Consider the following 26346-nt stretch of genomic DNA (forward strand, 5'->3'; position numbering starts at 1 on the left):
GTTTTACTCAGTTTTCAGATTAGAAGTCCAGGTTAAAGCCGAGCGAGTAGATACGCGGACGGGGGTAGATGTTGGCGTCGATGTTCGAGTTGCCCGACAGCTCCGGATCCAGGCCGGTGTAGTTCGTAATGATCGCCACGTTCTGGATGCTGGCGTTCACACGCAGCGTCGTGCGCTTGCTGATCACATTGCCCAGGTCGTAACCGAGGTTGATGTTGTCTATACGAAGGAAAGAGCCATTCTGGATGTAGTAATCCGACAGGAACTGGTTGTTCGAGTTGTTCTGGAAGCCCGTCTGGAGGAACGAGGGCGATGCGTTGCCCACGATACCGATGGGGTTCTTCAGGCTGGCGAGTACGGAGCCGGCGGCATACTGGTTGTAGATGTAGTTGCCGATCTGGCCGTGCGCTGCTGCGCCGAGGAAGAACTTCTTGTAGTTGAACTGGGTAGAAAAGCCCAGGAGGAAGTCGGCATCCGGCTTCTTGAACAGGCGGCGGTCGTTGTCGTTGACCACACCATCGCGGTTCAGGTCTTCGAACACGCCTTCGAGGGCGCGGCCGTCCTTGTCGTATACTTGCTTATACACATAGAAAGCATAGGGCGCTTCGTCCACACGCTGCTTGCCCACGAAGTTGCCGGTAGCGATACCGATGCCGCTTACATCGATGCCCTTGAAGTTGGGATCGGGGAAGTCCTGCAGCGAGGTGATGCGGCGCTTCTGCCAGGTGGCGTTGACGTTGAAGTCCCAGCTGAAGTTGCTGGTGCGCACCGGCGTGGAGTTGATCGCCAGCTCCAGGCCTTCACCCTTCATCGAGGCCACGTTCTTCGTGATCACGTTGCGGAAGTTGGCACCCGGGGCCACGGGAACGTCCAGCAGCAGGTCGGTGGTTTTGCGACGATAATAATCGAGGGTACCCGACAGGCGGTTGTTGAGGAAGGCGAAGTCGAGGCCGATGTTGAAGGTGCTCGTGCGCTCCCACTTGATGTTCTGGTTGTAGCCTTCGGGGCGGAACATCGTATAATAGGTGTTGCCGAGCTGGTACTGGGCGCTGGTATTCGAGGCCGTATAGCGCACGAGGTACGAGTAGAGGTCATTGATCGCCTGCTGGCCGGTAACACCGTAGCCGGCACGCAGCTTCAGGTCGCTGATGGCGCGGGTGTTGCCGAAGAACTCCTGCTTCAGGCGCCAGGCTGCGGAAACGGCGGGGAAGTAATCCACGCGGCCACCGGGCGACAGCTTCGAAGAAGCGTCACGACGCACCGAACCCGAGATCAGGTACTTGTCCATGATGTTGAAGTTCACGCGGCCCAGCCAGGACTCCAGCCGGTAGAAGTTATTGAAGCGCACGTTCTGCGGCAGCGGGGTCGAGTTGGGGATCGTATCGCCGGCAGCCGGGTTGGCGGCTACAGCGATCGGGCGATAGCTGAACGAAGGGAAGTTGTAGATCTTGTATACGTTGTCCTGGTAGCTGTGCAGGAGCAGGGCGTCCACCTTCGTGTTGATCGACTTGATGTCCTTGGCGTAGAACAGCGACAGGTCGAGCAGCTTGTTGGCGTAGCCGCCTTTGTACTCGGAGCGGCTGCCGCCGTAGGCGAAGTTGGCGAAGGCAAAGGAGTCCACGTTGTTGTGGCCGGTGCCCTGGCTGAAGTCACCACCGACGTTGGCAAGGAGGTGCAGGTCGGGGAACCAGTGCAGCTTGTAGTCTACCTGCACGTTGCCGATAAAGCGGTTCACCGTCGACACGTTGTCGCGCAGGTCGATCATCGACACCGGGTTGGCCGGGGCCAGCGACTTGGGTTCGACACCCAGCGGCGAAGTCGTGCTGTTTTGCAGGAACTGGTAGTAGCCGGCGAGGCTGTTCTTGGCGCCCGTGGCGTATACCGGCTGCGTGGGATCGAAATAGGCTGCGGTACCGATCGCATCCTGGTCGGAGAAGTCGTTCTTCATGTTGGCAAACTTGGCGTTCACCGTTACGGCCAGGTGGTCGTCGAGGAATCTGGGCGACAGGTTAACGGCCGCCGTAATGCGATCGAACTTGTTCTTTTTCAGCACGCCGTCCTGGTGGGTATAGCCGCCCGAAATGCGGAAGGGCAGCCACTTTACCTGGCCGGAGGCGCTGATGTTGTTGTCGGAAGCGAAGGCCTTGCGGTAGATCTCGTCCTGCCAGTTGGTGTTGGCGGTGCCCAGCAGCTTGTACCAGGTGGAGTCGCCCGTCTGGCCGGCGTTCTGGCCGATGATGGAGCGGATCTGGTCGCCCGTCAGCACGGGCGCGAACTTGCGGATCTCGCTGAGTGAGGCGGTGGTGTTGAAGTTGAACTTCACTTTGCCGCGGGTACCTTTTTTCGTAACGATGATGATCACACCGTTGGAGGCGCGCGAGCCGTAGAGGGCGGTAGCGGCAGCGTCCTTCAGAACCGACATCGACTCGATGTCGTTGGGGTTGATGCTGCCCAGCAGGTTGCCGGTGCCGGCAACGGAGTTGCCTTCTACCGGTACACCGTCGATCACCACCAGCGGGTCGTTGGAGGCATTGAGCGACGCGCCGCCGCGGATGCGGATGCGCGAGCCGCCGCCGGCCTGGCCGCCGCCGTTGGTCATTTGCACACCGGCCACTTTACCCTGGATAAGCTGTTCGGCCGAGGGCTGGAAGCCTTTCTGGAAATCCTTGGCCGTCACCTGGGTCACCGAAGCCGTGAGGTCGCTGCGGCGGCGGGTGCCGTAAGCCACCACCACTACTTCGTTCAGGCTTTGTCCGGAGGTTTGCAGCGAGCTGTTGATGCTGCTGCGGCCGTTAATGTTTTCTTCGCGGGTGCCGTAGCCCACCGAGCTGAACACCAGTGTACGTCCGTTTGCCGGCACGTTAATGGTGAACTGACCGTTGTCGTTCGTGGACGTTGCTGTAGCGGTGCCTTTGACGGTAACCGTCACACCGGCCAAACCGGCACCGTTCGCATCAGTGATGCGGCCGGTGACCTGCGTTTGCGCCATCGACACTACGGTCAGCAGCACGAAAAACAGCGGCATTGCGATCTTTTGGAGCAATTTTCTGCAGTTCATAAGCAAGAGAATAATTAATAATTAAAACGTTGTAGCAAGCCTGTCGGAAAGTTCTTTATTGCAATCGTTCGGAGCAGTCAATGTGTATTGAACACACAATTTTAAATCTTCTACAATTATTAACGAAATTTTTTCGCCAAAATACCCATTCGCCGGCAAAATTCCGCTTTGGCCGGTGCCGCCCTACACCACCATTTTGTGCATCCGCTGCTTGTCGCTCATACGATACTCGCGGCGAAGCTGGGTACGGAGCTTATACAGCTTGCCCGGGCGGTGCGGCACGTCTTCCTCCATCTCGTTAAGATCCACCAGCCAGTTCTTGAGCGTGATCCGCTTGCGGAAGTTGCGCCGGTCCAGGTCCACGCCCAGGATGGCTTCGTAAAGGTCCTGGAGCTGGCGGAGCGAAAACTTCTCCTGCAGCAGATTAAACACGATGGGTTCTTCCATCACCTGCTGGCGGAGGCGCTCCAGGCAGGTGTCGAGAATGAGCTTGTGGTCGAAGGCGAGGTTCTTCAGGTCGTTGATCGGGTGCCAGTGTACATCGTGCTCCGTGATCTGGAGGGCATGGTGGCACACGTCGATCAGGGAATAATAGGCGGTGGTCACAACGCGGCCCGAGGGGTGGCGGTTGAGGCTGCCGAAGGTGTGCACCTGCTCGAGGTATACATCCTTGAGGCCGGTGCGGTCGCTCAGCACCCGGTAGGGCGCTTCGTCGAGGTCCTCGTTGGGACGCACCAGGTCGCCGAGCAGCGAGTAGAGGCCCTGGAACTCGGCGAGGTCCGACTTCTGCACCAGCACTTTCAGCTGTTTGTCCTCGTACCCGAAAATGACACAGTCCACCGACAACGCGATATTGAAGTACTCAATATGCGTGGCCTTTTCAATTTCTGCGGTCTTTAAAAGCAATCGTTTAGCCATGGCTTATTGCAGGATGATGGGAAGTACACGGTTTCCGTTCTTGGAGCTGATGCGCAGGAAATAGGCGCCCGCAGGCACACCGGCGCGGTTGAGCGACAGCAGCTGGCGGCCGCGCGGCAGGTAGCCCTGGCGGAGCGTGCGCAGTTGCTGGCCGCTGGCGGTCAGCAGGTCAAAGGTCGCGTTGCCGGCCGCCGGCAGGTACAGGTCTACCTGGAAAGCGGGGCCGCCGGCGGGGTTGGGGTAAACGCCTGCGTCGAGGCTGGACCCGCTGGTGGCGAGGTTCTGCACCGGCGTATTGCTCGAATTATTGGTGTTGCGGTTTGTATAAATATGGTATTCGCCGGGCTGCAGCGTGATGCTTTGCGCGCTGCCGGTGGCGGTAAAGGTCGTGCCGTCGATCAGGTCGTACCAGGTGCCCGCGTTCTGGAAGGTCACGTTACCGGTTTGTGTAGCCACGTCGAAGTTGCCTACCACGCAGATGTTGGAGGTGTCGGTGGTTACCTGCAGCCAGCGGAAGTTGCCATTGAGCTGGTAGCCGATGCGGTTCGAGGTGAAGTTGGCCGCGTACCAGGGATGCGAGCGCAGCTTGATCATCTTGCTCCAGGTGTCGTAAATGCGTTTGCGGTTGGCATTGGCGAAGTAATCCCAGCGGATCGGCTTCATATCGGTGCGGCAGTTGCCGTTGATCGTGCCGTTCTGGCAATAGTTGATCGAATAGTCGTAGCCCAGCTCACCGAACTGCCAGAACATCTTCGGCCCCGGAACCGTGAACAGGAAGGCGCCGGTAAGCTCCATCCGCTGCAGGGCGGTATTGAGGTCGCGTACATTATAAGTGCCCGAGGAGTTGCCGAAGTTCAGCATCTCGTACATGAGGCGCTCTTCGTCGTGGCTCTCGGCATAGGTCATCAGGTTGGGATTGTTCCAACCGCGCACTGTAAACAGGCCCCAATCGAGGTTGGCATTGCTGTTGGCGAAGCCGAGGGCCGACTGCTTGTATTGCGTGTGCAGGTTGCCCCACAGCATGAGGCCGTAGTTGGCCAGTTCTTTTTCTTCGTCGTTCACCGCGAAGTGCTCCAGCACCGCGTAGGCACCGGGTGCGTGTAGCTGCAGCGAGTCGTAATACGCTTTCCAGATCGCGATGCGGCCCGCGTCGTAGGCATCCCAGGTGCCCTGGTTGCAGTTGGCGCCATTGGCGTCGCAAGACTGGCGCTGGGTGAAGCCTTTCGACAGGTCGAAGCGGAAGCCGTCGATCTTGTACTGGCTGGTCCAGAAGGCCATCACGCGCGACACGAAGTACTTGGTGTCGGCGCTTTCGTGGTTCATGTCGTAGCCTACGTTGAAGGGGTGCTTCGCAGCGGGGTTGAACCAGGGATTGTTGGCGGCGGGGCGGCCGTTGGCGGCATCCCAGTACAGGCGCACCATGGGGCTCATGCCGAAAGAATGGTTCAGCGCGATGTCCTGGATCACGGCGATGCCGCGGCGGTGGCAGGAATCGATAAAGCGGCGCAGCTCGTTGGCGGGGCCATACCACTTGTCGGGGCTGAAGTAGAAGTCGGGGTTATAGCCCCAGCTGTTGTTGCCTTCGAATTCGTTGAAGGGCATGATCTCGATGGCATTCACACCGAGGTTGGAGAGGTAGTTGAGCGTATCGGTAAGGGTCTTCCAGTCGTGGTTGGCGAGGAAGTCGCGCACGAGCAGCTCGTAGGTCACGAGGTTGCCGCGGTTGGGACGCGTATAGGAAGTGGAGGCCCAGTTGTAGGCGGGCGCGGCGGTTTGCAGCACACCCACTACTTCCGTGGTCAGGCCCGTGGGGTAAGGCTTTACGCCCGGGTACACGGTGTAGCCCTGGTTCACGTACTGGTCGTTGTAGGGATCGAGCACAAGGGTGCTGTACGGGTCGGCGATGCGCAGGGCGTCGTCCACCTTGTACTGGAAACCGTATTGCTGGCCGGGGGTCAGCCCGTTGAGCGTGATCCAGAAGAACTTGCCGTCGGGCGTTTTGTTCATCACGTAGTTCAGGTCTTCAAGCCAGTTGTTGAAGTCGCCGATGACGGTGACCTTGGTCTTGCCGGGCGCGCGCAGCACCAGCGTCACCTTCGTGGCGTCGCTGCCGTAGTTGATGCCGTCTGCCACGCCGGCCGGGAGGGCCGCGGTGGGCGAAGTGGTGGGTCCTACGAAGATCTTGATGGTATCTGTTACCGTTGTTGTGCCGCTAGTGGCTTCGGCGATGATGGTTTGCAGGCCGAGCGAGGTGACGGTGCCGTTGGCGGTGAGCGTCGTTACGCCGTTGGCGGCGCCGAGCTGCACGGGTGCGCCGCCGCCGCTGATCAGCGACAGTTTGAGGTCGGAAGCGGTGCTGGCGTTGGCGGTTGCCGTAAACGTGGTGCCGGTGTTCCAGTTCACCGCGTCGGGTGTCAGGGCGTAGTTCGGCTGGCGGTTCGGCTTGTCGAGGCGTACGTTGAACGCGCCGGCGGTATACACCGGGAGGTACATATCGCTGCCGTCGGTGTTCGCCTGCTTCTTGATCGTGGCGCTGGTGGCGGTGCTGCTGCGAAAGAGGATGGCGATCTTCTGGATCGTTTCGGAAGCGTTGGTGATGCCGAAGAAGCTACGGAGCGAACCGTTGATGGTATAGGTCCATTTGTTGGTGCCGGCGGGTGTCGCTTTTGCCAGCGGGTCGGCGGTGCCCCACGAAAACCTGCTGTACTTCCAGTCGCTGGGGCCCGTGCTCAGGTTGGTGATGACGCCGATGTGCACGTAGACATCGGTGGGCGTATGATTCAGAAGCCCCTGGTTGCCGAGGGTGGCATCCATGGTGATGGCCAGCGTTTGGGCCGCGTTTGCTTCGGTGGGAAAGGCGGGCGTCCAGGTAAGCAGCTGGGCCTGCGACAAAAGGGTAGTGAAAACGGCAAGCGTTGCAAGCAGCAGTCGTTTCATAGCAAGTGTGTATAGGGGTTAAAGGTACATTATGTACTAATAACACATTAAAGAATGGTGAAAATTTTTTATTTGACCTGGTTGGGGCTGCAGGATTCGTGAGCCGTGCGCCGTCAACCCTGAGGGCGCGGTGCGCGGCCGCGAAACGGATGCTGTTGGCGTTCATTCTTTGTTATTGCGCTAGCGTTCACGCTTCACGCCTCAAGCTTCACGCCTCACGCCTGACGCCTCACGCCTCACGCTTCACGCCTCACGCCTCACGTTTCGTATCTTGCCCGCATGAAGATCATTTCTTACAACGTCAACGGGCTGCGGGCCGCCATCAAGAAGGGTTTCCTCGAATGGCTGCGCACCCATCCCGCCGACGTGATCTGCATCCAGGAGGCCAAGGCGCAGCAAAGCGACGTCGATGCCGGGGCCTTCGCCGCGCTTGGTTACGAAGACCATTGGTTCTGCGCCCGGAAGAAAGGTTACAGCGGCGTCACGGTGTTCACGAAGCGCAAGCCCGACGACGTGCAGTGCGGCACCGGCCACCAGGTGAGCGACGACGAAGGCCGCGTGATCCAGCTCGATTTCGGCAAGCTGCGCCTCATCAACGCCTATTTTCCTTCGGGCACCTCCGGCGACGAGCGCCAGACCTACAAGTACCAGTGGCTCAACGAATTTTACGACTACGTGCAGGGCCTGCGCGCCACCCATCCCAACATCCTGCTGTGCGGCGACTACAACATCGCCCACCAGGAGATCGACATCCACGACCCGAAGGGCAACAAGAAAAGCAGCGGCTTCCTGCCCGAGGAGCGCGCCTGGATGGATAAATTTTACAGCAACGGCTGGGTGGATTCGCTGCGCCAATTCAACAACGACCCGCATCATTACAGCTGGTGGAGCCAGCGCTCGCCTACGGTGCGGGCGCAAAACAAAGGCTGGCGCATCGACTACATCTCCGTTACCGAACCGCTGAAACCCGCGCTGCGCGCCGCTTCCATCTACCCCGACGTGAAGCACAGCGACCACTGCCCGGTGTATGCCGAACTGGATGAAACCCTGATCAAGTAATTTCCAATGTAACCGTCATTGCGAGCGTAACGAAGTGGAGCGAAGCAATCTCTTATAGGCCGCGCCGGTAGCCCCATATGAAGCCGCAGAGCCAAAAGATTGAGATTGCTACCCTCGCCTCAGGCGAGGTCGCAATGACGTCACAAAAATGTTTTTATGATCGTTTACAACGTTACCGTCAAAGTCGCTGCCGACATCGCCGAAGCCTGGCTGCGCTGGCTGAAGGAAGAACATGCGCCGGCGATCATCGCCACGGGCTGCTTCGACTCCTTCCGGGTGCTGCGCCTGCTGGAGCAGGACGACAGCGAGGGTCCTACGTATGCCATTCAATACCACAGTGCCGGCGCCGAAGGCTATGCGCAATATTGCACCGATTTCGCGGCCCGCTTCCGCGATGAAAGCTTCGCGCGCTGGGGCGATCGCTTCATCGCTTTCCGCTCGGTGATGGAAGTTATCCACTGATTTGACGGTCTTGTGCACAATGGAAATGACAGTACGCTGAAACCCTTACGGGGCCGGAGTTTTCAACAACGAAGTAAGCGACGGGGGCTCTGAAATACAAGCTGGGCAAGGGCTTGCGCGTTTTGATAATATGCGCAAAAATTCGTATTTGCCGCAAACCCGCCCCCCGCGCGGATTTCAGCCCAAGGGCCTGCACCGCCAAAAGGCTGAAAAATATTTTGTCGGTAGGGAAAACCGTATAAATTTGTTGCATTCTAAATCATTAACTCTATCCACTATGAACAAAGCTGAACTGATTGCCCAGATCGCTGAAGAGGCTGGCATCACCAAGACCCAGGCGAACATCGCCCTGGATTCTTTCGTTGACTCCGTAACCAAGACCCTGAAGAAAGGCGACAAAGTAACCCTCGTTGGCTTTGGTACCTTCTCCGTGTCGAAGCGCGCTGCCCGCAACGGCCGCAACCCCCAGACCGGCGAAGTGATCAAGATCAAGGCCCGCAAAGTGGCCCGCTTCAAAGCTGGTAAAGAACTCTCCAGCAAGCTCTAACTGCTGAGACATAACTGTAAAGAACCCCGCTCACGCGGGGTTCTTTGTTTGTAGTTTGAAGTTTGTGGTTTGGAGTTGGCTGCGCTCAGCGTGACAAAAAGCCCTGTCATCCTGAGCTTTGCCGAAGGATGGCCGGCGCCCCTAAACCGCTTGCGGGCACTGCGAAACCACAAACCACCAACCACAAACCACAAACTTGACTATTTTTGCAGCCTAACTTAAAAATTTACGAACATGGGACGTGGTGATAAAAAAACCAAAAAAGGAAAAACATTCAAGGGCTCTTTCGGCAAATCGCGCCCTGCAAGCGCCAAGAAGATCACCGGCAACCAGGTTGCTGAGAAGAAAGCTTAAAGGAGTTTGTAGTTTGTAGTTTGGGGTTTGTAGTTGGCTGACGCCGGCCTATAAATGACGAACAATAGAACAGAAATCTGTGGGAGCCCGGCGCTCCCTTTTCTTTTGCCTACAAAGGCGCTGCATCGCAGCGCCTTTGTTGTCGTCGCTTGCGCAACCACAAACTACAAACCACAAACTACAAACTTGTCTTATGGCGCCAGCCGCTCCCGCTTCCAGGCGCCGTTGTCTTCGAGGGTATACTGCAGGCGGTCGTGGAGGCGGCTCGGGCGGCCCTGCCAGAACTCCACGATGATGGGCCGCACAACGTAGCCGCCCCAGAACTCGGGTCGATGGATGTGCGTGCCGGCCATCACCCCCGCCTGCTCGGCGTAGGCTTCCTCCAGCCACTCCCTCCCCGGGATCACGAGGCTTTGGGGCGAGGTCCAGGCGCCGATGCGGCTGCCTTCGGGACGCGATTCAAAATAGGCGTCGGAGTCGGCCGCGGGCACCTTCTGCACAAGTCCGGTCACGCGTACCTGCCGCTCGAGCTCCTTCCAGAAAAAAACAAGACAAGCCCGCGGGTTCTCCGCCAGCTGCATGCCTTTAAACGACTGGTAGTTGGTGAAAAACACGAACCCGTTTGGGTCGAAGCCTTTCAGCAACACGATCCGCGCCGAGGGCATCCCGTCGGGCGAGGCCGTGGCCAGCGTCATGGCGTTCACCTCGTCGATGCGGCTTTCGAGGGCCTCGCTCCACCAGCGCTGAAACTGCTCCATGGGATTGTCGGCGGCATTGCTTTCCAGTAATTCATGCGACGCGTAGTCTTTGCGGATATCGGCGATGGAGCGGTCGAGCATGGGGCAAAAGTAACCTTCGGGAAGGGTTTAGAAAGGTTTAGGGGGTTTAGAGCGGTTGGTAGCCGGATGGGGCCGTCCGGACAGGCGCTCCCGAACGATTTCTACCGTATACAGAATTCGTTCTGTCCGCAACAGAATCTGTTCTATGGAAAAGAGAATTCATTCTATCCGGAACAGAATCCGTTCCTCAAAATGGGGAACGTTTTCTGTCCGGAACAAAACAAATTCTACCCGGAACAGAATAAATTCTATGTGAACGGGAATTCATTCTATCCGGGACAGAATTCGTTCCTCAAAAGGGGGAACCCGTTCTACCCGGACGGGAACCAATTCTATCAGCCCGTAAACTCGTTTATCTGATTGGGGAACAGCCTGGTCCCCTTAAGAACTCCTCAAAACCTTAAAAACCCTCCCTTGTAAGGCTCCGGAGCAGGGCCAGTTGTTTTTTAAGGCGCTCGTTCTCTTCGTAGTCGAGGAGGGATTCCTTGCGGGCTTCGGCCAGTTCGGCCTGGAGGCGCTCGTTTTCGGAGCGGAGGGCGTCGAGGCCGTATTGCTGGTCGAGGTGCTCGCTGCGCAGCTGCTCGTAGGCCAATTGCAAGGCTTCCCGCTCCAGCAGGGCGCCTTTCCAGGCCGCCATGCGTTCCTGCAGGGCCGCCAGGCGCAGGGCCAGGGCGTCGAGTTGCAGGGCCAGTTCCTCGAAGCGGGCGGCGCTTTCGCGTTGGAGGTGGGCGGTTTCTTCCTTTTGCAGGCTGGCGCGGCGGCGTTCCAGCAGCCATTGGATGTCGTCGGCTTCCAGCTCGTCGGCCTCCAGGCCGGGGGGCAGGAAGGAAGGCACAGCGCCGTCTTCCGTGCGGGCAGTAACCGTGGGTTCGACGGGTGCCGCCCGGTGCCGGCCGGCGCGCAGGGGCAGCGGGCCACTCGCGGGCAGGGGCAGGAACGCCCGGAACCGCCAGGCGAGGAAGGCGCCGGCGACGAGGCAGATCAGTAGGAATACGGTGAGCATGGACAGCATTTGTTTGGCGCCACCAAGCTACAAGGATTTCCGGAAACGGCTTAGCCGCCGTTGACGAGTGTGCCTACTTTCTCGCCGGTTACGACGCGGCGGAGGTTGTCCTTCCGGTTCATGTCGAACACCACGATGGGCAGCGTGTTCTCCATGCACAGCGTAAAAGCCGTCATATCCATCACGTTGAGCTTCTGCGTAATGCATTCCTGGTAGGTGATGGTGCCGTAGCGGGTGGCGGTAGGATCCTTCTCGGGGTCGGCGGTATAGATGCCGTCCACGCGGGTGCCTTTCATGATGACGTCGGCCTTGATCTCGATAGCGCGCAGCGAGCCGGCGGTATCGGTGGTGAAGTAGGGGTTGCCCGTGCCGGCGCCGAAGATCACCACGCGGCCTTTTTCGAGGTGGCGGATGGCGCGGCGGCGGATGTAGGGCTCGGCGATTTGCTCCATCTTGATGGCGCTTTGAAGGCGCGTATACACCCCCTGCTTTTCGAGGGCGGCCTGCAGGGCCATCCCGTTGATGACCGTGGCCAGCATACCCATATAATCGCCGTGGGCACGCTCGATGCCGGTCTCGGCCTCGTTCATGCCGCGGTAGATATTACCGCCGCCGATCACGATGGCCACCTGCACACCCAGATCCACGATCGTTTTGATGTCGAGGGCGTATTGCGTCAGCACCGAGGTATCGAAGCCGAAGCTTTTGTCGCCCATCAGTGATTCACCGGAAAGCTTGAGCAGGATGCGTTTGTATTTGGGGAGCATAAGTGTAGAGGGTTTCGGCGCGAAGATAAGAGGGGGTTTGGAGTTTATAATTTGGAGTTTGGGGGGTTGGAGTTTGGCTCCGGGTGAGGCAGCGCCCCGGAAGCGCCCGGACAGCCTACCGAAAAAGGGGGAGGCCGTGGAATGCTGGGTAACCGGATCGTATCTTTCTGCAGCCGTAACGGGCCCGGGAAGCAGCGGCTTCCGCGCGGCGGCACCTTTTATAACCAAACAAAAACTGAATTACATGCGTTTTCGCTCCACACTTGCAGCCTTCGCTGTGCTCGCCCTATCGCTGGGCAGCTGCCTGAAGCACGATACGTACGCCCCGGATGATCCCGGCACCGCGCCCAGCCAGCCGGTACTGCCCGACCCGATAACGGCAACACTGAACGGCACCGTGCTGGACGAAACCGGCGCGCCGGCCGGCAATGTGACCGTGCAGGTTGGTGCGCAAACGGCCAGCACCGACGCACGCGGCTTCTTCCGGATCACCGGCGCCGCGCTGGATAAAAACCAGGCCGTGCTGACGGCAACGAAAACCGGTTACTTCAAGGCGTACCGAACCTTTGCGGCTACGGCCGGCGCCAACGAGGTGGTGATCAAGCTGGCAAAACGCATGGTTACCGGCACGGTAGATGCGGCAACCGGCGGATCGGCTACCCTGGCCAACGGCTCCAGGGTTACGCTCCCGGCAGCCGGGGTGGTTGATGCTTCGAACGGCGCGGCCTACACCGGCGCGGTAAAGGTGTATGCGCAATATATCGACCCTTCGGCACCAGACTTTGGCCAGACCGTTCCCGGCTCGCTGCTGGCAGACGACAAGAATGGCGGCCGGGTCGTGCTCAACTCCTTCGGCATGCTGGCCGTGGAGCTTGAAGGATCGGCGGGGCAAAAGCTGCAGATCAAGCCGGGCAGCACCGCAAGCCTCACCTTTGCCATCCCGGCGGCAGCCCAGGCTTCCGCGCCCGCCACGATCCCGCTTTGGTATGTAGACGAAACTTCCGGGCTCTGGAAAGAGCAGGGAAGTGCCGTCAAAACGGGCAATACCTACGTAGGTACGGTGTCGCACTTTTCTTTCTGGAACTGCGATGTGCCGGAGTCGGGCGCTTATGTACATTTTACATTGGTAAACCAAAACGGCCAGCCCCTGGTAGGAACCACGGTGCAGCTGACGCGGAGCTCGGGCGGATGGAACTCGCCCGCTTATGGCTGGACCGACTCGCTGGGACAGGTAAGTGGCATGGTGCCGGTAAACGTGCCGCTCACGCTCTCGGTGATCACGATGTGCGGCACTTCCATCTACACACAAAACGTAGGTCCGTTCAGCAGCACTACCACGGTTCCCCCGATTACGATAAATGTGCCGGCTGCCAACGCAATGACCATTACGGGTACCCTGCAAAATTGTAATGGCAGCCCCGTCACAAACGGTTATGTGATCATCACCGGAAACAATGTGGGTCATTATGGAGCGGTGAACGCAAACGGACAATTCAGCGTATCGCTGCTCAGCTGCCCCGGCGCTGCCGTCAGCGTGGTCGGTATTGACCATGCAGGTGCGGTACAAAGCACCGCCACCTCGGTTCCCGGCGCTTCGGGCACCGTGAACGTAGGCAACGTCACCGCCTGCGGCAACTCTGTTGCTCAATTCATCACCTGGACTATCGATGGAGGCGCTCCGCGAACGTACAGCGCCCCCCAGGACTCGATACAGTATGAAATGTATCCCAACGGCACCGGCCCGAACTCGCCCGACTGGCAGTTGATCTTGTGGGCTGTGCCGCGCAACGGCGGTAACAACCAGGCCTTCTACTTCAACACGTTTGCCCTGCCCGCGAACGGTTCTACCAGCGGTATAGCGCAAGGGCTTTCCATTCCGGGCTTCACGGTGACCAACGATGTCGTCAACTTTACGTTTACAAACTGGCCGTTTTCAACCGGTGAGTACCTGGTAGGAACCCTCTCGGGAACCTTTACCTCCACAGGAACACCCCACTCGTTCACAGCCAACTTCCGCCTGAAAAGGGTCAACTAAAAGATTCGCATCAATCGACGCTTGCGTCAACAAGCCCGCTCTCACCCAGCGGGCTTTGTCTTGCACGACAAAACGCGCCCCGGCCGCGGTAGCGCCAGCGACGGCGGCAAAACTTTTCCCCTTCCACCCAACCCTTTTCTTCGCCCGGCAGTATATGCCTTACAAACAACCAATCATGCGTATTTTTTCCAGACTAACCTTCATCGCCCTGGCGGCGCTCGTACTGGGCTCCTGCCAGAAGCAGGTGGATTATGCCGGCACCCCCGACGTGCAGCCGGTCCTGCCCAACCCCGTGACCGCCGGCCTGCAAGGCAACGTGTTTGATGAAAACGGCCAGCCCGCCGTTGGCGCTACCGTGAAAGTGGGCAGCGAAACCGTTACCACCGACAACCAGGGCTACTTCCGCATCAATGGCGCCTCGCTCGACAAGAATCAATCCGTTGTGACCGCCACCAAGAGCGGCTACTTCAAGGCCTACCGCACCTTCGCCGCCACTTCGGGCACCAACCAGGTAGTGATCAAGCTGGTGAAGCGCAACCTCGCCGGCACCGTATCGGGGGCCTCGGGTGGCGACGCCGCGCTGAGCAACGGCTCTAAAGTTACGCTGCCCGCCGGCGGCGTGGTAGACGCCGCCACCGGCGCTGCCTACACCGGCCAGGTGAGCGTTTATGCCACCTATATCGATCCTTCCGCCTCCGACATCGGACAGACGGTTCCCGGCTCCTTTATGGCCAACGACCGGACCGGCAAACGCGTGCTGCTGAACTCCTTCGGCATGCTCGCCGTGGAGCTCGAGGGCGCCGCCGGCCAGAAGCTGCAGATCAAGAGCGGCTCCAACGCCACGCTCACCACCGCCATCCCCAATGCCGCCCAGGCATCGGCGCCTGCTACCATCCCGATGTGGTACGTGGATGAAACCACCGGCGTCTGGAAAGAAGAAGGCTCCGCCACCAAAGTAGGCAACACCTACGTGGGCAACGTGCCGCACTTCTCCTTCTGGAACTGCGACGTGCCGATGGACGCCATTACGCTTACGCTTACGGTCAAAGGCCCCAACGGCCAGCCGCTTCCCAACACGGCGGTTCGTCTTACCCGCCCGCAGGGCGCAGGCTGGTTCAGCAGCACCTACGGCTGGACCGACTCGCTCGGTCAGGTCAGCGGCCTCGTGCCCGCCAACGAGCAACTGGTGCTCCAGCTCCTCGACCCTTGCTGGGCGCCGGTATACACCCAGAACGTGGGTCCCTTCACCAGCAACACCACGCTGCCCGCCCTCACGGCCAACTTCTCGGGCACCGCCTACTCGACGGTCAGCGGCACCCTCGTCAACTGCAGCAACAGCCCCGTTACCAGCGGCTACGCCATCCTGGTATTGAACCACATGGTGCACTACGCTTCGGTGAACAGCAGCGGCCAGTTCTCGGTGAACATGCTGAATTGCAGCGGCGGTGGCAGCATCCAGGTGCTCGGTATCGACAACAGCACCAACACCCAGAGCTCTGTGAGCATGGTGACCTTCGCCCCGGGCAGCACCAGCGCCGGCACCATCACGGTGTGTACGCAGTCGGCTGCCGAATTCATCAACTACAGCATCGACAACGGCGCGCAGGTATCGATGGGCGCAACGGACTCGCTGAGCTACTATGCGTCGCAGGTACAGGGCTCCACCAACTGGAACACCTACATCAGCGGCATGACGCTCCCGGGCACGACCACCAACCACATCATCTCCTTCAACTTCAGCGGCCCCGCCGCCCCGGGCACCTTCAACGTGACCAGCTTTTACGTGGACGGCCAGCAAAACAGCTCCTCGGCCATCACTAGCACGGTGACGACCTGGCCCGCCGCCCTGGGCGATTATATCGAAGGCACTTTCAGCGGAACCTACGTAGTCAGCGGCACTTCCCATTCCGTATCGGGTAGCTACCGGCTGCGACGAATGTTCTGACAGATACAGATAAGGTCACCTTTCGAAAAACACCATTATTTTCCACCTCCGCAAACCAATCGCGACAGCCCTTTTTTTGACAAGTACCGCTCCCGATACCGAATTGATCGAAGGCTGCCGCGCCGGCAACCGCAAGGCACAGGAACGACTCTACCGGGACTACTACCGGTCGATGGCGGCCCTGTGCCTTCGGTATACCCGGAACGAAGCGGATGCGGTAGAAGCGTTGAACAACGGTTTCCTCAAGGTGTTTCGCAACATCGCCCGCTACAATGCCGCGCAGGGAAGCCTCTACACCTGGATCCGGACCATCGTGCTGCATAGCTGCCTGGACTATATCAAAAGCCGGCAGCGGGGCGAGGCGCCGGGGGAGCTCGAAGACGCCGCCGAGGCCCACATACCGGCGGAGGCCATCAGCCGCCTGCAGGCCGCGGAGCTGCTGGCGCTCGTACGCCGGCTGCAGCCCGCCACGGCAGCCGTTTTCAACCTCTACGTGCTCGATGGATGCACGCACAAGGAGATCGCCGGCCTCCTGGGCATCAGCGAGGGTACCAGCAAATGGCACCTCAACGCCGCCCGGAAGCAATTACAGCAATTCATTCAACAGGAGAATATGCACTACCATGAGTAAGCGACCCTTTGAAGAAACAGACCAGCACTGGAGCGACGTGCCCCTGCCCGACGCCGACGCGGCGTGGAAGGACATGAATGCCCTGCTGGATAAGGACGAGCGCGACCGCAAAGGCCCGCCCCTCCTTCCGGCTTTCCTGTCGGGATGCACCGGCTGGGCCCTCCTGCTGCTGGTGCTCGCCGGCAGCGCGGTCGGTATCTACTGGCGCCAGCTGTTCCCCGCCAGGGAGCAAGGCGTTACCCACGCCGCCACCCCGTCGTCAACCGGCAATCAGGCACAACCCATCGCTACCCGCCCCGAACGCGAAGCGGATGGTGACCCGAATGGCACTGCCGTCGCCCCGCCGCCCGGCCCGGCGCGCGCGAACGGCCCCAACCACACCGCCTCCACGCCTGCCGCAGCTACGCCGCCTGAGCAGGCAGCCGGCTCACGCCGCACCGACGTACCGGTTCCCGCCGGCAAGCCCTCCACACACGGTTCCGATGCCGTTGCTACCATCCCGAACCCCGCCGGCAACGCCGGTGGGTCCACCAAACCCCGCACCCAATTCCCGGATCCCGCACCCACCCACGGTAGCGGCACTGCCCGCCGCAACAACCGTAACCGGACGCTCCCGGTGGCGCACACCGGCACGCCCCAAAAGCCGCGCGTGCGCCGCAGCGACAACAGCACCGCCGGCAGCGGCGGCGTCCAGTACCCCTTGGCGGGTGCGCGAAAAGACACGTCCGGTGCCGCTACGGCCGTTGACCCGGCACGCAAGCCCGGGCTGCGCCCCACCGTTACCGATTCGGCCTTCCTGGCCACCAACAGCGAGCTGAAGCGCCGCCGGTACCAGGAGCCGGGCAGCATCGTCCCCGCATCGGCCCTGCAAGCGCCCGATTCGGCCGCGAAAACCGCGACCCTTACACCAACCGCCACCGGCGACAGCGCCCTGGCTGCCGTTGCTGCCGAAGCCGCGAAGAAGAAGGCCCGCCGCGCGCCCTGGTTCTCGGCCGGCGTGGGCATCAGCCAGGCCGTGCCCATCGGCGGCCAGCAAGGCTCCGGCGCCAACTACCGCGGCCGCTTCAACCCGCTGAGCGAGCACGTGCCCGCGCTTTGGCTCCGCGCCCAGCAGGGCCGCTGGTTCCTGCAGGGCGAGGCCCGCTTCAACGCCCCGCAGCTCGTGCCCGCCTTCGCCTTTTCGCAGAAAACGCGCTGGGACACCGGCGCCCACGCCGTGCAAACCGACCGCCAGCAGTTGCGCAAGGCCTGGTACCACCAGTTCCCGCTGACGCTCAACTACAACGTGCTGCCCCGATGGAGCATCGGCGCCGGCGCCCAATGGAGCGTGCTGTACCGCGCCGCCGGCGACCGCATCACGCTGCGCCGCGACATCAGCAGCACGCAGACCAGCGAGTCGCGCATGCCCTTCCAGGTGCCCGGCTACCGCGACTCGTTCCTGTACCGGTCGCAGTGGCAGCTGGTGCTCCAGACCGAAGTAGGCTGGCGCCGCTGGGGCCTTGGCCTCCGCTACCGCAGCGACCTGCAGCCCTTCCTCCGCTACACGCAGCCCGACGGCACCGTCAGCGATGTGTCGAACGAAGCCTTCGAAGCGACACTGCGTTTCCGCGTATGGCAGTCGAAGAAGCGCAAATAAGCAGCAACCAATCCCCGATACGAAGGACGCCGCGAGGCGTCCTTTTTCTTTGCCCTTTATCGACGATGTTTTTGAACGCGGAGAAACGGAGGGAGAAACGGTACGCAGGGGGCGCAAAAGGGCGCAGCGTTCCTGCCCGATGATGCATACAGACCGATCGGTGGCGAAGCCACGGCCCGTCGTAGTTCGAGCGTCCCGCTGCGCGGGACAGGCGCGAAGGCCGTACCAAAGGTGTCGGTCCTTTCTTTTCACCGATGGGCGTAGGCGACTTACAGGCACTAACAAGTTGAATGAAATACCAGTGCCGTTAGGGAGCTCTCCGCGCATGTTTCGCGCAGCGAAACGCTTCACCTACGATGATCCGTCAACGGATGGGTGAACACAGGTGCAGCGCGCTCCCTCTAAAGGGAATTCCTGGAGCCCTCCCGCCAACTTCGCGGCCAAAGGGCTTTTTCTCCTTTTCTCCGCGTTGGAAAAACGAAGTGCGCCCCGTCATCCGACTGTGGTATCTTCCGCACACCGCATGCAAAAGCTGCTCTTGTTCCTGCTTCTTCTCTGTGCCGGCACCGCCTCCGCGCAAAGCGGCGCCTCGCAAAGCATCGGCCTGCTTACCGGCGCCGGTGTCAGCCGCTACCCCTACGTGGAGCTCGGGCTCTCGAAGAACAGCATGGCCTACGGAGGTCGCCATGCAGTATCGGCCGCCTGGTATTTTTCGAGTGAACTGCACGTGGCCGGCAAGCCGGTGCTGGGCCCGAAAATCGGCGGCTGGGTGGCGGTGCTGCCCTTTGCGCTGGGTCTTAATGGAATCGCATACACCGACTTCGGCGCCACCTGTTGGGTGCTGCAGCCCGAGGCGGGTCTCGGCTTCGACCGCCTGAAGCTCACCTACGCGATGAACATCCGCCTGTCGAAAGAACCCTTCGACCGCATAGCGCCGCATGCCCTGGGGCTCGCCTGGTGCTTCCGGCTCAAAAAGCTGGAGGAGCGCCATGGCAATTAGCGGAGCGGCCCCGTCCTAGCTTTGCGCAAACCCGACCGATGAAACGCATCGACATCGAAAGCTGGAACCGCAAGGAGCATTACGAATTCTTCTCCAGCCTCAAGAGTCCCACCTTCGGGATCACGGCGGACGTGGACTGCACGGCAGCCTACGCGGAGAGTAAGGCACGCGGACGCTCGTTTTTCGCCACGTACCTGCACGCGTCGATGCGGGCGGTGAACAGCGTACCGGAGCTGCGCCTGCGCATCATCGACGGCGCCGTGTGGGCGCTCGACGTCATCCACGCCGGCGCGGCCGTCAGCCGCGGCGACGGCACCTTCGCCTTCATCTTCGTTCCCCACGCCGACGACTTTGCCACGTTCAACGCCAGCCTCAACGAGGAGCTCGATGCCGTACGCTCGTCGACCGGCCTGCGGCTGAACGGCGACAACGTCAAGCACGACCTCGTGCGCTACTCCACCCTTCCGTGGCTGCACTTCTCCGCCATCCTGCATCCCTCCAACCACAACCCCAACGACGCGGTGCCGCGCATTACCTTCGGCGCCTTCCGAGAGGAAGCCGGACGCAAGCGGATGCCCGTGTCGGTGGAAGCCCACCATGGCCTCGTAGACGGGTTGCACGTGAGCCGGTATTTCGAGGAACTGCAGCGGTTGCTGGGGGAAAGCTAAACGGGCGGCCTTTAGCGGCGCTAAACGTAGGTACCCAGCGCATGCTGCTTATTTATAAGGGCGATAGATGCGTTAGCGAACGAAAGGCACTGCGAAAGGAACGAAGGCAGCAGCCCGGAAGGTAATTGCGCCATGTTTCCTGAACAGTCCGGCACTCGGCAACTTCATGGACAGCACTACCCCGCGCTGCTTTTTCCCACGCGATCTGCGTAAATTACCGCACACCTGACACAAAACCCTGCCATGATCCGATCCATTGCCCTCTGGCTGCTGCTCCTGCTCACACTGCCCACGCTTGCCCAGACCAAAACCGTCAAGGGGCTCTACGACGAATACCGGCAAAACAAGGCTGCTTTCCAGGGCAGGTACGGCAACCAGACCATCACCGTCAGCGGCAAGATCCGCAGCATCAGCCGCTCGAGCGACTACTGGAAAGACGCGCACCGCATCCACCTGACGGCCACAGGCTACGAAAACTTTGTCGTGTGCGAGCTGCCCTACCAAGACTCCGCAACGCTCCAGCGCTACAAGGTGGGCGATTATATAACCGTCACCGGAACGGTGCGCGCGCCGGTGAGCGACGCGCTCTTCCTCAGCAACTGCTCTTTTGCCAACGCGCAAGCGCCGGTCAAACAAAGCACGGCGCCCGACCATGCACCGCTGGGCCAGTACAACGTGTACCAGGACAACGGCTCGGGCTTCAACTTCCAGTATACGTTTTACCTGAAATCGTACACCTCGTATACGCTCAATGGAAAGCCGGGCAAGTGCGGGTACAATGCCCGCAGCAAGACCATCCTGTTTGCCAGCGGCCCGCTGAAAGGCTTTGCCGGGTTGTACCGCAAAACGACGGACAACGAAAAGGATCCGCCCGGCTTCCTGCTCAACGCGCAGGGAACGGTGCCGGATGCCGCCGGCACACATCGCGGTTACCAGTTTGCTTACTACCAGGGGAAGTAAAGGCAAAGGCTATCCACAATAAAAACCGTCCCGTAATGGATTCTGACCCCGCCCGTTACCTTGGATCATCATGGCCTATTTAGCAACCCCCACCGACAGCATCGAAAACCCGACACTGGACGACCTCCTCCAGGTCCTTGCCGACGTCCGCGACAACGACGAGGAGCACGCCGCGTTCTGGTATGCCAGCGACGACGAAGACCTCGTGCTGGAAGTGCACGGCGACCGCAGCGGCTTCCTTATTCTCGAGCAGGGCGCCCGCGACTTCAAATACCGCTTTGCTGATTGGATGGAGGTAGAACATACGTTCCAGGAGCTGCTCGCCGGGCGGCAGGAACTGGTGAAGGGTCTGTTCGGGGTTACGGCGTAAACGTATGTTCCCTGTAATCCCTTCGGGGGCGCATACGCACGATGTGCGTCTCCACCCGAAGGAGCACTTCCCACTTCCGATTTAAAAATCTTAGCGCCCGAACATCTTATCCAGTGCGCCCTTTTCAAACTCCACGTAGGTGGGCTTTCCCGAAGGTGTGGCGTTGGGGATGCGGCATTTGAAAAGGTCGGCTACGAGGCGCTGCATTTCGCGCTCGCCGAGGCTGGTGCCGGGCTTGATGCTTTGCTGCAGGGCCACGGAGCGGAGCAGCGTTTCGCGGCGCGGGAGCTTTACCTCGCTGAAGTGTTTCACCTGTTCGAGGATGCGCTCGAGGATGGCTTTTTCGTTGCCCGATTCCACGTCGGCGGGGGTACCCTGGATGAGGAAGTCCGAGCCGCCGAAGGGCTCGATGGAGTAGCCCACCTGCTGCAGGTCGGGCAGGAGCTCGGTGAGCAGCACCGCGTCGGGCGGGGCCAGCGCGATGGTGGCCGGGAAGAGCGAGCGCTGCGTGGCGATGGCCTTGCCCTGCATGGCGGTGGCGGCGCGCTCGTAGAGGATGCGCTCGTGCGCCGACTGCTGGTGAATGAGCAGGAAGCGCTCTTCTTCGGCAGCAAGAATATAGGTACCAAACAACTGCTGCACCGAGGCCGGCTCGTTGGAGCGGAACACGTCGAGCAGCGGGGTGAATCCGATGTCGCCGGCGGGCTCGCCGGGCAGGAGCTCACCGTCGGGCGAGATCGTGCGCTCGCCTTCAAAGGATGGCATGGCCGGAAAGGAGCGCTCCCCGGACGCCGCAGCCCTGGACGAAGGTGCCTGGAAGGCACGCGAAGCCTCGATGGCATGCGCCTGGTGGGCCTGCGTGAATCCCTGGTACAGGTTCGAACCGCGAGCGCTTTGCTGCTGCGCCTCCGTAAAAGGGCGCTGCACCGACTCGAGGCCCTGGATGGAGGCGTCGAGGCCGAAGTCGAGCGTGGGGGTGATGGAAAACTGCGCCAGGGCGTGCTTCACCGCGGCCTGCACGAAGGCATACACGATCTTTTCGTCCTCGAACTTGATCTCTTGCTTGGTGGGATGAACATTCACGTCCACCTGCGCCGGGTCGAGCTCGATGAAGAGCACGTAGCTCGGGAAGGCGTCGGGGCCGATCAGGTCCTGGAAGGCATTGGCCACGGCGTGATTGAGGTAAGCCGAGCGGATGTAGCGGTTGTTGACGAAGAAGTACTGGTCGCCGCGGGTCTTCTTGGCGGTTTCGGGTTTGCCCACGAAGCCCCGCACGTTGAGGTAATCGGTGTCTTCCGCCACGGCCACGAGCTTGCTGGCGTAGGGGTTGCCGAGGATCTGCACGACGCGCGCCTTCAGCGAGCCGGCCTCGAGGTGGAAGATGCCCTGTCCGTTATGAGCGAGCGAAAAGAAGATCTCGGGAAAGGCGAGGGCCACGCGGATGAATTCGTCCACGATGTGGCGCAGCTCGGAGGTATTGCTTTTGAGAAAGTTGCGGCGGGCAGGCACGTTGAAGAACAGGTTCTTCATGGCGATGGAGGTACCTACGGGGGCGGCCACGGGTTCCTGCTTCGTCACCTGCGAGTGGGCCAGCTCGATGCAGGTGCCCAGCTCGTCTTCGGCGCGGCGGGTGCGGAGCTCTACCTGCGCCACGGCAGCGATGGAGGCGAGGGCTTCGCCCCGGAAGCCCATGGTGCGGATGGAGAAAAGGTCGTCGATCTGGCGGATCTTGGAGGTGGCGTGTCGCTCGAAGCAGCGGCGGGCGTCGGTGGCGCTCATCCCCGAGCCGTTGTCGATCACCTGCACCAGCGCCTTGCCGGCGTCGTTTACCAGGAGCTGGATGCGCGTAGCACCGGCGTCGACGGCGTTCTCGAGCAACTCTTTCACCGCGGAGGCGGGTCGTTGGATCACCTCGCCGGCCGCGATCTGGTTCGCAATATGATCGGGGAGCAATTGAATTCTATCAGCCACAGTTCTCTCTCTTTGCAACGAAATTACGGCTTCGGTGCTAAAAGATTGAGCATTGGCGCCGCAAGCGGCGGAGAGAAAGAACGCGGATAACGCGGATGATTAGGATAAACGCGGATTTAAAACATGGATCTGCGCGAAACATAAGAATCATAAAGATCTGCAGCCTGCCCCGCCACAGCGGGGTTCTTTCTCTCATCCGGCGCCAGCCGGGGACGGTTCACCGAAAGAAACCTCCGCCACAGCAACAGCCGCGCTAGTTTTGCTGCCGCAATCCGACTATGAAAACCATCCATATCCTGTCCCTCGCTGCCGGGACAACCCTCCTCCTTGCCGGCTGTTCCAAAGCCGTCGACGCCCTCGAACAGAAAGTCACCGAAGCCGTGTCCGTTCAGCCCGCAACGGGCACCGTAGCCTACACCATTCCCGCCGGCGCCCACTACTGCTCACAGAACGGCATACGCGCCGTGGAACTGAAGGAGCAGGCCTTTACCGTCCGCTTCGACTCGTCGGCCGTCTACCGCAGCAGCGACCCGGAAAACCAATACGACATCAACAAGCTCTGGGGCTTCACCGACAACGGCGGCACCGACCCGCTGCAATCCAGCGCGCGCTTCGGCTGGCGCTGGAGCGACGGCGCCCTGCGCCTCTTCGGCTTCGTGCACAACCGCGGCGTTTTTTCGGAAAAAGAATTGGGCACCCTCGCCCTGAATACCGAGGCCCAGTGCCGCATCGAAGTGAAGCCGTCCTGGTACGTGTTCACCTTCAACAACCACAAAGACTCGCTGGCCCGAACCGCCACCACACCCTCGGGAAAGGGCTACCAGCTGTTCCCGTATTTCGGGGGCGATGAGGCGGCACCGCACCAGGTCACGATCTGGATCCGGGAAGCCCCCTGACCCCCAAAGGGGGCACAGCCCATCCCCTAGCCCCTTCCCAAGAGGAAGGGGAATAGAAAAGCCCGAATCACTTTGTGATCCGGGCTTTTTGTTAACCGATGACCTACATTAATGTCGGCATGGTAAGGACAGGTCCACCTAAGTGCCCCCTTGGGGGGACAGGGGGCTGGGTCGGGGGGCTATATTTGCCGCATGACCGATCTCCAGCGCCTGCAGCAGCAAACGACTTCGTTGCTGAAAAAAGCATCTGAAAAATCCATCACTTCCGCCGATATCGACACCCTGCGCGCCGTGCTGCGCTTCCACGAATACCGCTACTACATCCAGAACGACCCGCTCGTGTCGGACTTCGAATACGACACACTCTTCAAAAGCCTCGAGGCGCTGGAGACCGAAAACCCCGACCTCGTGGTGCCCGACTCGCCGACGCAGCGCGTGGGCAAGGGCCTGACGAAAGAATTTCCCACGGTGCAGCACCTGGTGCCGATGCTCTCGCTCGACAACTCCTACAACGCCGAAGACCTGCTGCACTTCGACAAGCGCGTGCGCGAAGGCGCCGGCCACGATGATATCGAGTATTGCGTGGAGCCCAAGTTCGACGGGGCTTCCATCTCGCTGGTGTATGAAGGCGACAAACTGGTACGCGGCGCCACCCGCGGCGACGGCATGTACGGCGACGACATCACCCCCAACATCCGACAGATCCGCACCATCCCGCTCACGGCGGCCTTTTCGGCACATGGTATCGCTACCGCAGAAATACGGGGCGAAGTACTGATCAACAAGAACAACTTCAAAGCCTTCAATGAGGCCCTCGTGGAAAGTGGCGCACAGCCCCTCGCCAACCCCCGCAACGCCGCCGCCGGCACCCTCCGCATCAAAGACCCGCTCGAAGTCGGGCGCCGCAAGCTCGAAGCCTTCGTGTATCACCTCGGCTACCATACGCTGCTCCCCGGGCAGGAGGAAGAGGTGCACAGCCACTCCCAGACCCTCGACCTGCTCTGGGACCTGGGCTTCCGCAGCCCGCACAAGGAGAAGAAAGTATTCAAAGGCATCCAGGCCGTGATCGACTACTGCAACAACTACGAGGCCGGCCGCGACGACCTGCCCTACGAGATCGACGGCATGGTGATCAAGGTGAATGACTTCGCGCTGCAGGATAAACTGGGCATGACCACCCACCACCCGCGCTGGGCCATCGCGTATAAGTTCAAGGCAAGGCAAGCGACCTCCAAGCTGCTTCGCGTGGAATACCAGGTGGGCCGCACCGGCAACATCGGGCCCGTGGCCAAGGTGGAGCCCGTAGGCATCGGCGGCGTGGTGGTGAGCTCGGTGTCGTTGTTCAACGAAGACGTGATCCGCGAAAAAGACATCCGCATCGGCGACACCGTGCTCGTAGAGCGCGCCGGCGATGTCATTCCCTACATCGTGAAGCCCCTTGTAGAACTACGGGACGGCTCCGAACAACCGATTCAATTTCCCACGCACTGCCCCTCCTGCGGCGACCCGCTGTTTCGCCCCGAAGAAGAGGCCGCCTGGCGCTGCATCAACATCGCCTGCCCCGCGCAGCAACTCGAGCGCCTGTACCATTTCGTATCGAAAGACGCGATGGACATCCGCGGGCTTGGTGAAGCCAACATCGAGAAGTTTCACCGCCTTGGCCTGCTTACTTCGATCCCGCAGATCTACGGGCTCGACTTCGAAGCGATCGGTCAACTCGAAGGCTTCGGCACCAAGTCGATCGACAAGCTGCGCGCCGCCATCGAAGCCTCCAAAAAGCAGCCCCTGCACCGCCTCGTATTTGCCCTCGGCATCCGCCACGTGGGCGAAACGATGGCGAAGACGCTCGCCAACGCCGTGCACCACGTGCTGGAGCTCAAAGACCTGGACGAGGAGCAACTGATGGCGCTGGAAGACGTGGGACCGAAGGTCGCCGCCAGCGTGCACGCCTTCTTCCGCAACAACGATTCGATCGAATTGCTGCAGACGCTCGAAGCCCTGGGCCTCAACGTGACCGCCGGGCCGAAGCCCGCCGCCGGCGGCTCGCTCGAGGGGAAGAGCTTCCTGTTTACCGGCACGCTGAACCGCCTCAAGCGAAGCGCGGCCGAAGCGATGGTAGAGGCGCAGGGCGGCTCCATCGCCTCCGGCGTCAGCAGCAAACTCCACTACCTGGTGGTGGGCGACGACGCAGGCTCCAAGCTGGAGAAGGCGAAAAAGATCGCTTCTATTAAAATTTTGACGGAAGACCAGTTCCTGATACTGGTTGGCGAGCCTTTTGCGGGTTAATAAG

Annotated in this window: 21 protein-coding genes; 14 read left to right on the forward strand and 7 right to left on the reverse strand. The window is 60.6% G+C overall.

Going from position 1 to position 26346, the window contains the following annotated elements:
• Positions 1-19: 19 nt before the first annotated feature.
• The 3 genes from E0486_RS08285 to E0486_RS08295 all read right to left on the reverse strand — a co-directional run bounded on the left by E0486_RS08285 (position 20) and on the right by E0486_RS08295 (position 6913).
• Entirely contained in the window at positions 20-3058 is a 3039-nt protein-coding gene (locus E0486_RS08285) for a SusC/RagA family TonB-linked outer membrane protein (protein WP_131851692.1), read from the reverse strand.
• A 183-nt stretch (positions 3059-3241) separates the two neighbouring features.
• Positions 3242-3976: an NUDIX hydrolase gene (locus tag E0486_RS08290; protein WP_131851693.1), complete on the reverse strand. Its 735-nt coding sequence runs from the start codon at positions 3974-3976 to the stop codon at positions 3242-3244.
• Between the two features lie 3 nt (positions 3977-3979).
• Positions 3980-6913, reverse strand: coding sequence for an alpha-amylase family glycosyl hydrolase (locus E0486_RS08295; RefSeq protein WP_131851694.1), 2934 nt, complete (start codon positions 6911-6913; stop codon positions 3980-3982).
• A gap of 279 nt (positions 6914-7192) precedes the next feature.
• On the opposite strand from E0486_RS08295, the gene E0486_RS08300 reads away from it, so the two are divergent.
• From E0486_RS08300 to E0486_RS08315, 4 genes are all read left to right on the forward strand, one after another.
• Positions 7193-7972: an exodeoxyribonuclease III gene (locus tag E0486_RS08300; protein WP_131851695.1), complete on the forward strand. Its 780-nt coding sequence runs from the start codon at positions 7193-7195 to the stop codon at positions 7970-7972.
• A gap of 156 nt (positions 7973-8128) precedes the next feature.
• Positions 8129-8434, forward strand: a complete 306-nt coding sequence (locus E0486_RS08305; RefSeq protein WP_131851696.1) for a DUF4286 family protein — start codon at positions 8129-8131, stop codon at positions 8432-8434.
• Positions 8435-8564: 130 nt separating this feature from the next.
• Positions 8565-8981, forward strand: a complete 417-nt coding sequence (locus E0486_RS19280) for an HU family DNA-binding protein (protein WP_165917246.1) — start codon at positions 8565-8567, stop codon at positions 8979-8981.
• Positions 8982-9215: 234 nt separating this feature from the next.
• Positions 9216-9335, forward strand: a complete 120-nt coding sequence (locus E0486_RS08315; protein WP_131851698.1) for a 30S ribosomal protein THX — start codon at positions 9216-9218, stop codon at positions 9333-9335.
• Positions 9336-9526: 191 nt separating this feature from the next.
• Here E0486_RS08315 and pdxH read toward each other — a convergent pair whose 3' ends face one another.
• The 3 genes from pdxH to pyrH form a co-directional block, all read right to left on the reverse strand.
• A complete protein-coding gene (gene pdxH, locus E0486_RS08320; RefSeq protein WP_131851699.1) occupies positions 9527-10174 on the reverse strand; it encodes a pyridoxamine 5'-phosphate oxidase in 648 nt (215 codons plus the stop codon).
• A 400-nt stretch (positions 10175-10574) separates the two neighbouring features.
• Complete coding sequence (locus E0486_RS08325) at positions 10575-11177, reverse strand: hypothetical protein (RefSeq protein ID WP_131851700.1); 603 nt, start codon at positions 11175-11177, stop codon at positions 10575-10577.
• A 50-nt stretch (positions 11178-11227) separates the two neighbouring features.
• A complete protein-coding gene (pyrH, locus tag E0486_RS08330; RefSeq protein WP_131851701.1) occupies positions 11228-11944 on the reverse strand; it encodes a UMP kinase in 717 nt (238 codons plus the stop codon).
• Positions 11945-12188: 244 nt separating this feature from the next.
• Between pyrH and E0486_RS08335 the strand changes: the two genes are divergently transcribed.
• From E0486_RS08335 to E0486_RS08370, 8 genes are all read left to right on the forward strand, one after another.
• A complete protein-coding gene (locus E0486_RS08335) occupies positions 12189-13979 on the forward strand; it encodes a carboxypeptidase-like regulatory domain-containing protein (RefSeq protein WP_165917247.1) in 1791 nt (596 codons plus the stop codon).
• A gap of 175 nt (positions 13980-14154) precedes the next feature.
• Positions 14155-15924, forward strand: a complete 1770-nt coding sequence (locus E0486_RS08340; protein ID WP_165917248.1) for a carboxypeptidase regulatory-like domain-containing protein — start codon at positions 14155-14157, stop codon at positions 15922-15924.
• Between the two features lie 76 nt (positions 15925-16000).
• Positions 16001-16555, forward strand: a complete 555-nt coding sequence (locus tag E0486_RS08345) for an RNA polymerase sigma factor (protein ID WP_131851704.1) — start codon at positions 16001-16003, stop codon at positions 16553-16555.
• Positions 16548-18191 (forward strand): hypothetical protein, encoded by a 1644-nt coding sequence (locus E0486_RS08350; RefSeq protein ID WP_131851705.1) that lies wholly within the window; start codon positions 16548-16550, stop codon positions 18189-18191. Before E0486_RS08345 ends, E0486_RS08350 begins: the two co-directional genes overlap by 8 nt.
• Before the next feature lie 523 nt (positions 18192-18714).
• Complete coding sequence (locus E0486_RS08355; protein ID WP_131851706.1) at positions 18715-19191, forward strand: hypothetical protein; 477 nt, start codon at positions 18715-18717, stop codon at positions 19189-19191.
• A 38-nt stretch (positions 19192-19229) separates the two neighbouring features.
• Positions 19230-19859, forward strand: a complete 630-nt coding sequence (locus tag E0486_RS08360; protein ID WP_131851707.1) for a chloramphenicol acetyltransferase — start codon at positions 19230-19232, stop codon at positions 19857-19859.
• Between the two features lie 243 nt (positions 19860-20102).
• Positions 20103-20819 (forward strand): hypothetical protein, encoded by a 717-nt coding sequence (locus E0486_RS08365; RefSeq protein ID WP_131851708.1) that lies wholly within the window; start codon positions 20103-20105, stop codon positions 20817-20819.
• Between the two features lie 70 nt (positions 20820-20889).
• Positions 20890-21189, forward strand: a complete 300-nt coding sequence (locus E0486_RS08370; RefSeq protein ID WP_131851709.1) for a hypothetical protein — start codon at positions 20890-20892, stop codon at positions 21187-21189.
• 90 nt (positions 21190-21279) lie between these two features.
• Here E0486_RS08370 and mutL read toward each other — a convergent pair whose 3' ends face one another.
• On the reverse strand, positions 21280-23160 hold the full coding sequence (gene mutL / locus E0486_RS08375; protein ID WP_131851710.1) for a DNA mismatch repair endonuclease MutL: 1881 nt from the start codon (positions 23158-23160) through the stop codon (positions 21280-21282).
• A gap of 278 nt (positions 23161-23438) precedes the next feature.
• Here mutL and E0486_RS08380 point away from each other — a divergent pair, with 278 nt between their 5' ends.
• Together E0486_RS08380 and ligA are read left to right on the forward strand one after the other, a co-directional pair.
• Entirely contained in the window at positions 23439-24056 is a 618-nt protein-coding gene (locus E0486_RS08380; protein ID WP_131851711.1) for a hypothetical protein, read from the forward strand.
• A gap of 192 nt (positions 24057-24248) precedes the next feature.
• Positions 24249-26342: an NAD-dependent DNA ligase LigA gene (gene ligA / locus E0486_RS08385; protein WP_131851712.1), complete on the forward strand. Its 2094-nt coding sequence runs from the start codon at positions 24249-24251 to the stop codon at positions 26340-26342.
• Positions 26343-26346: the final 4 nt, after the last annotated feature.

Source organism: Flaviaesturariibacter aridisoli (assembly GCF_004343705.1).
GTDB lineage: Bacteria > Bacteroidota > Bacteroidia > Chitinophagales > Chitinophagaceae > Flavisolibacter > Flavisolibacter aridisoli.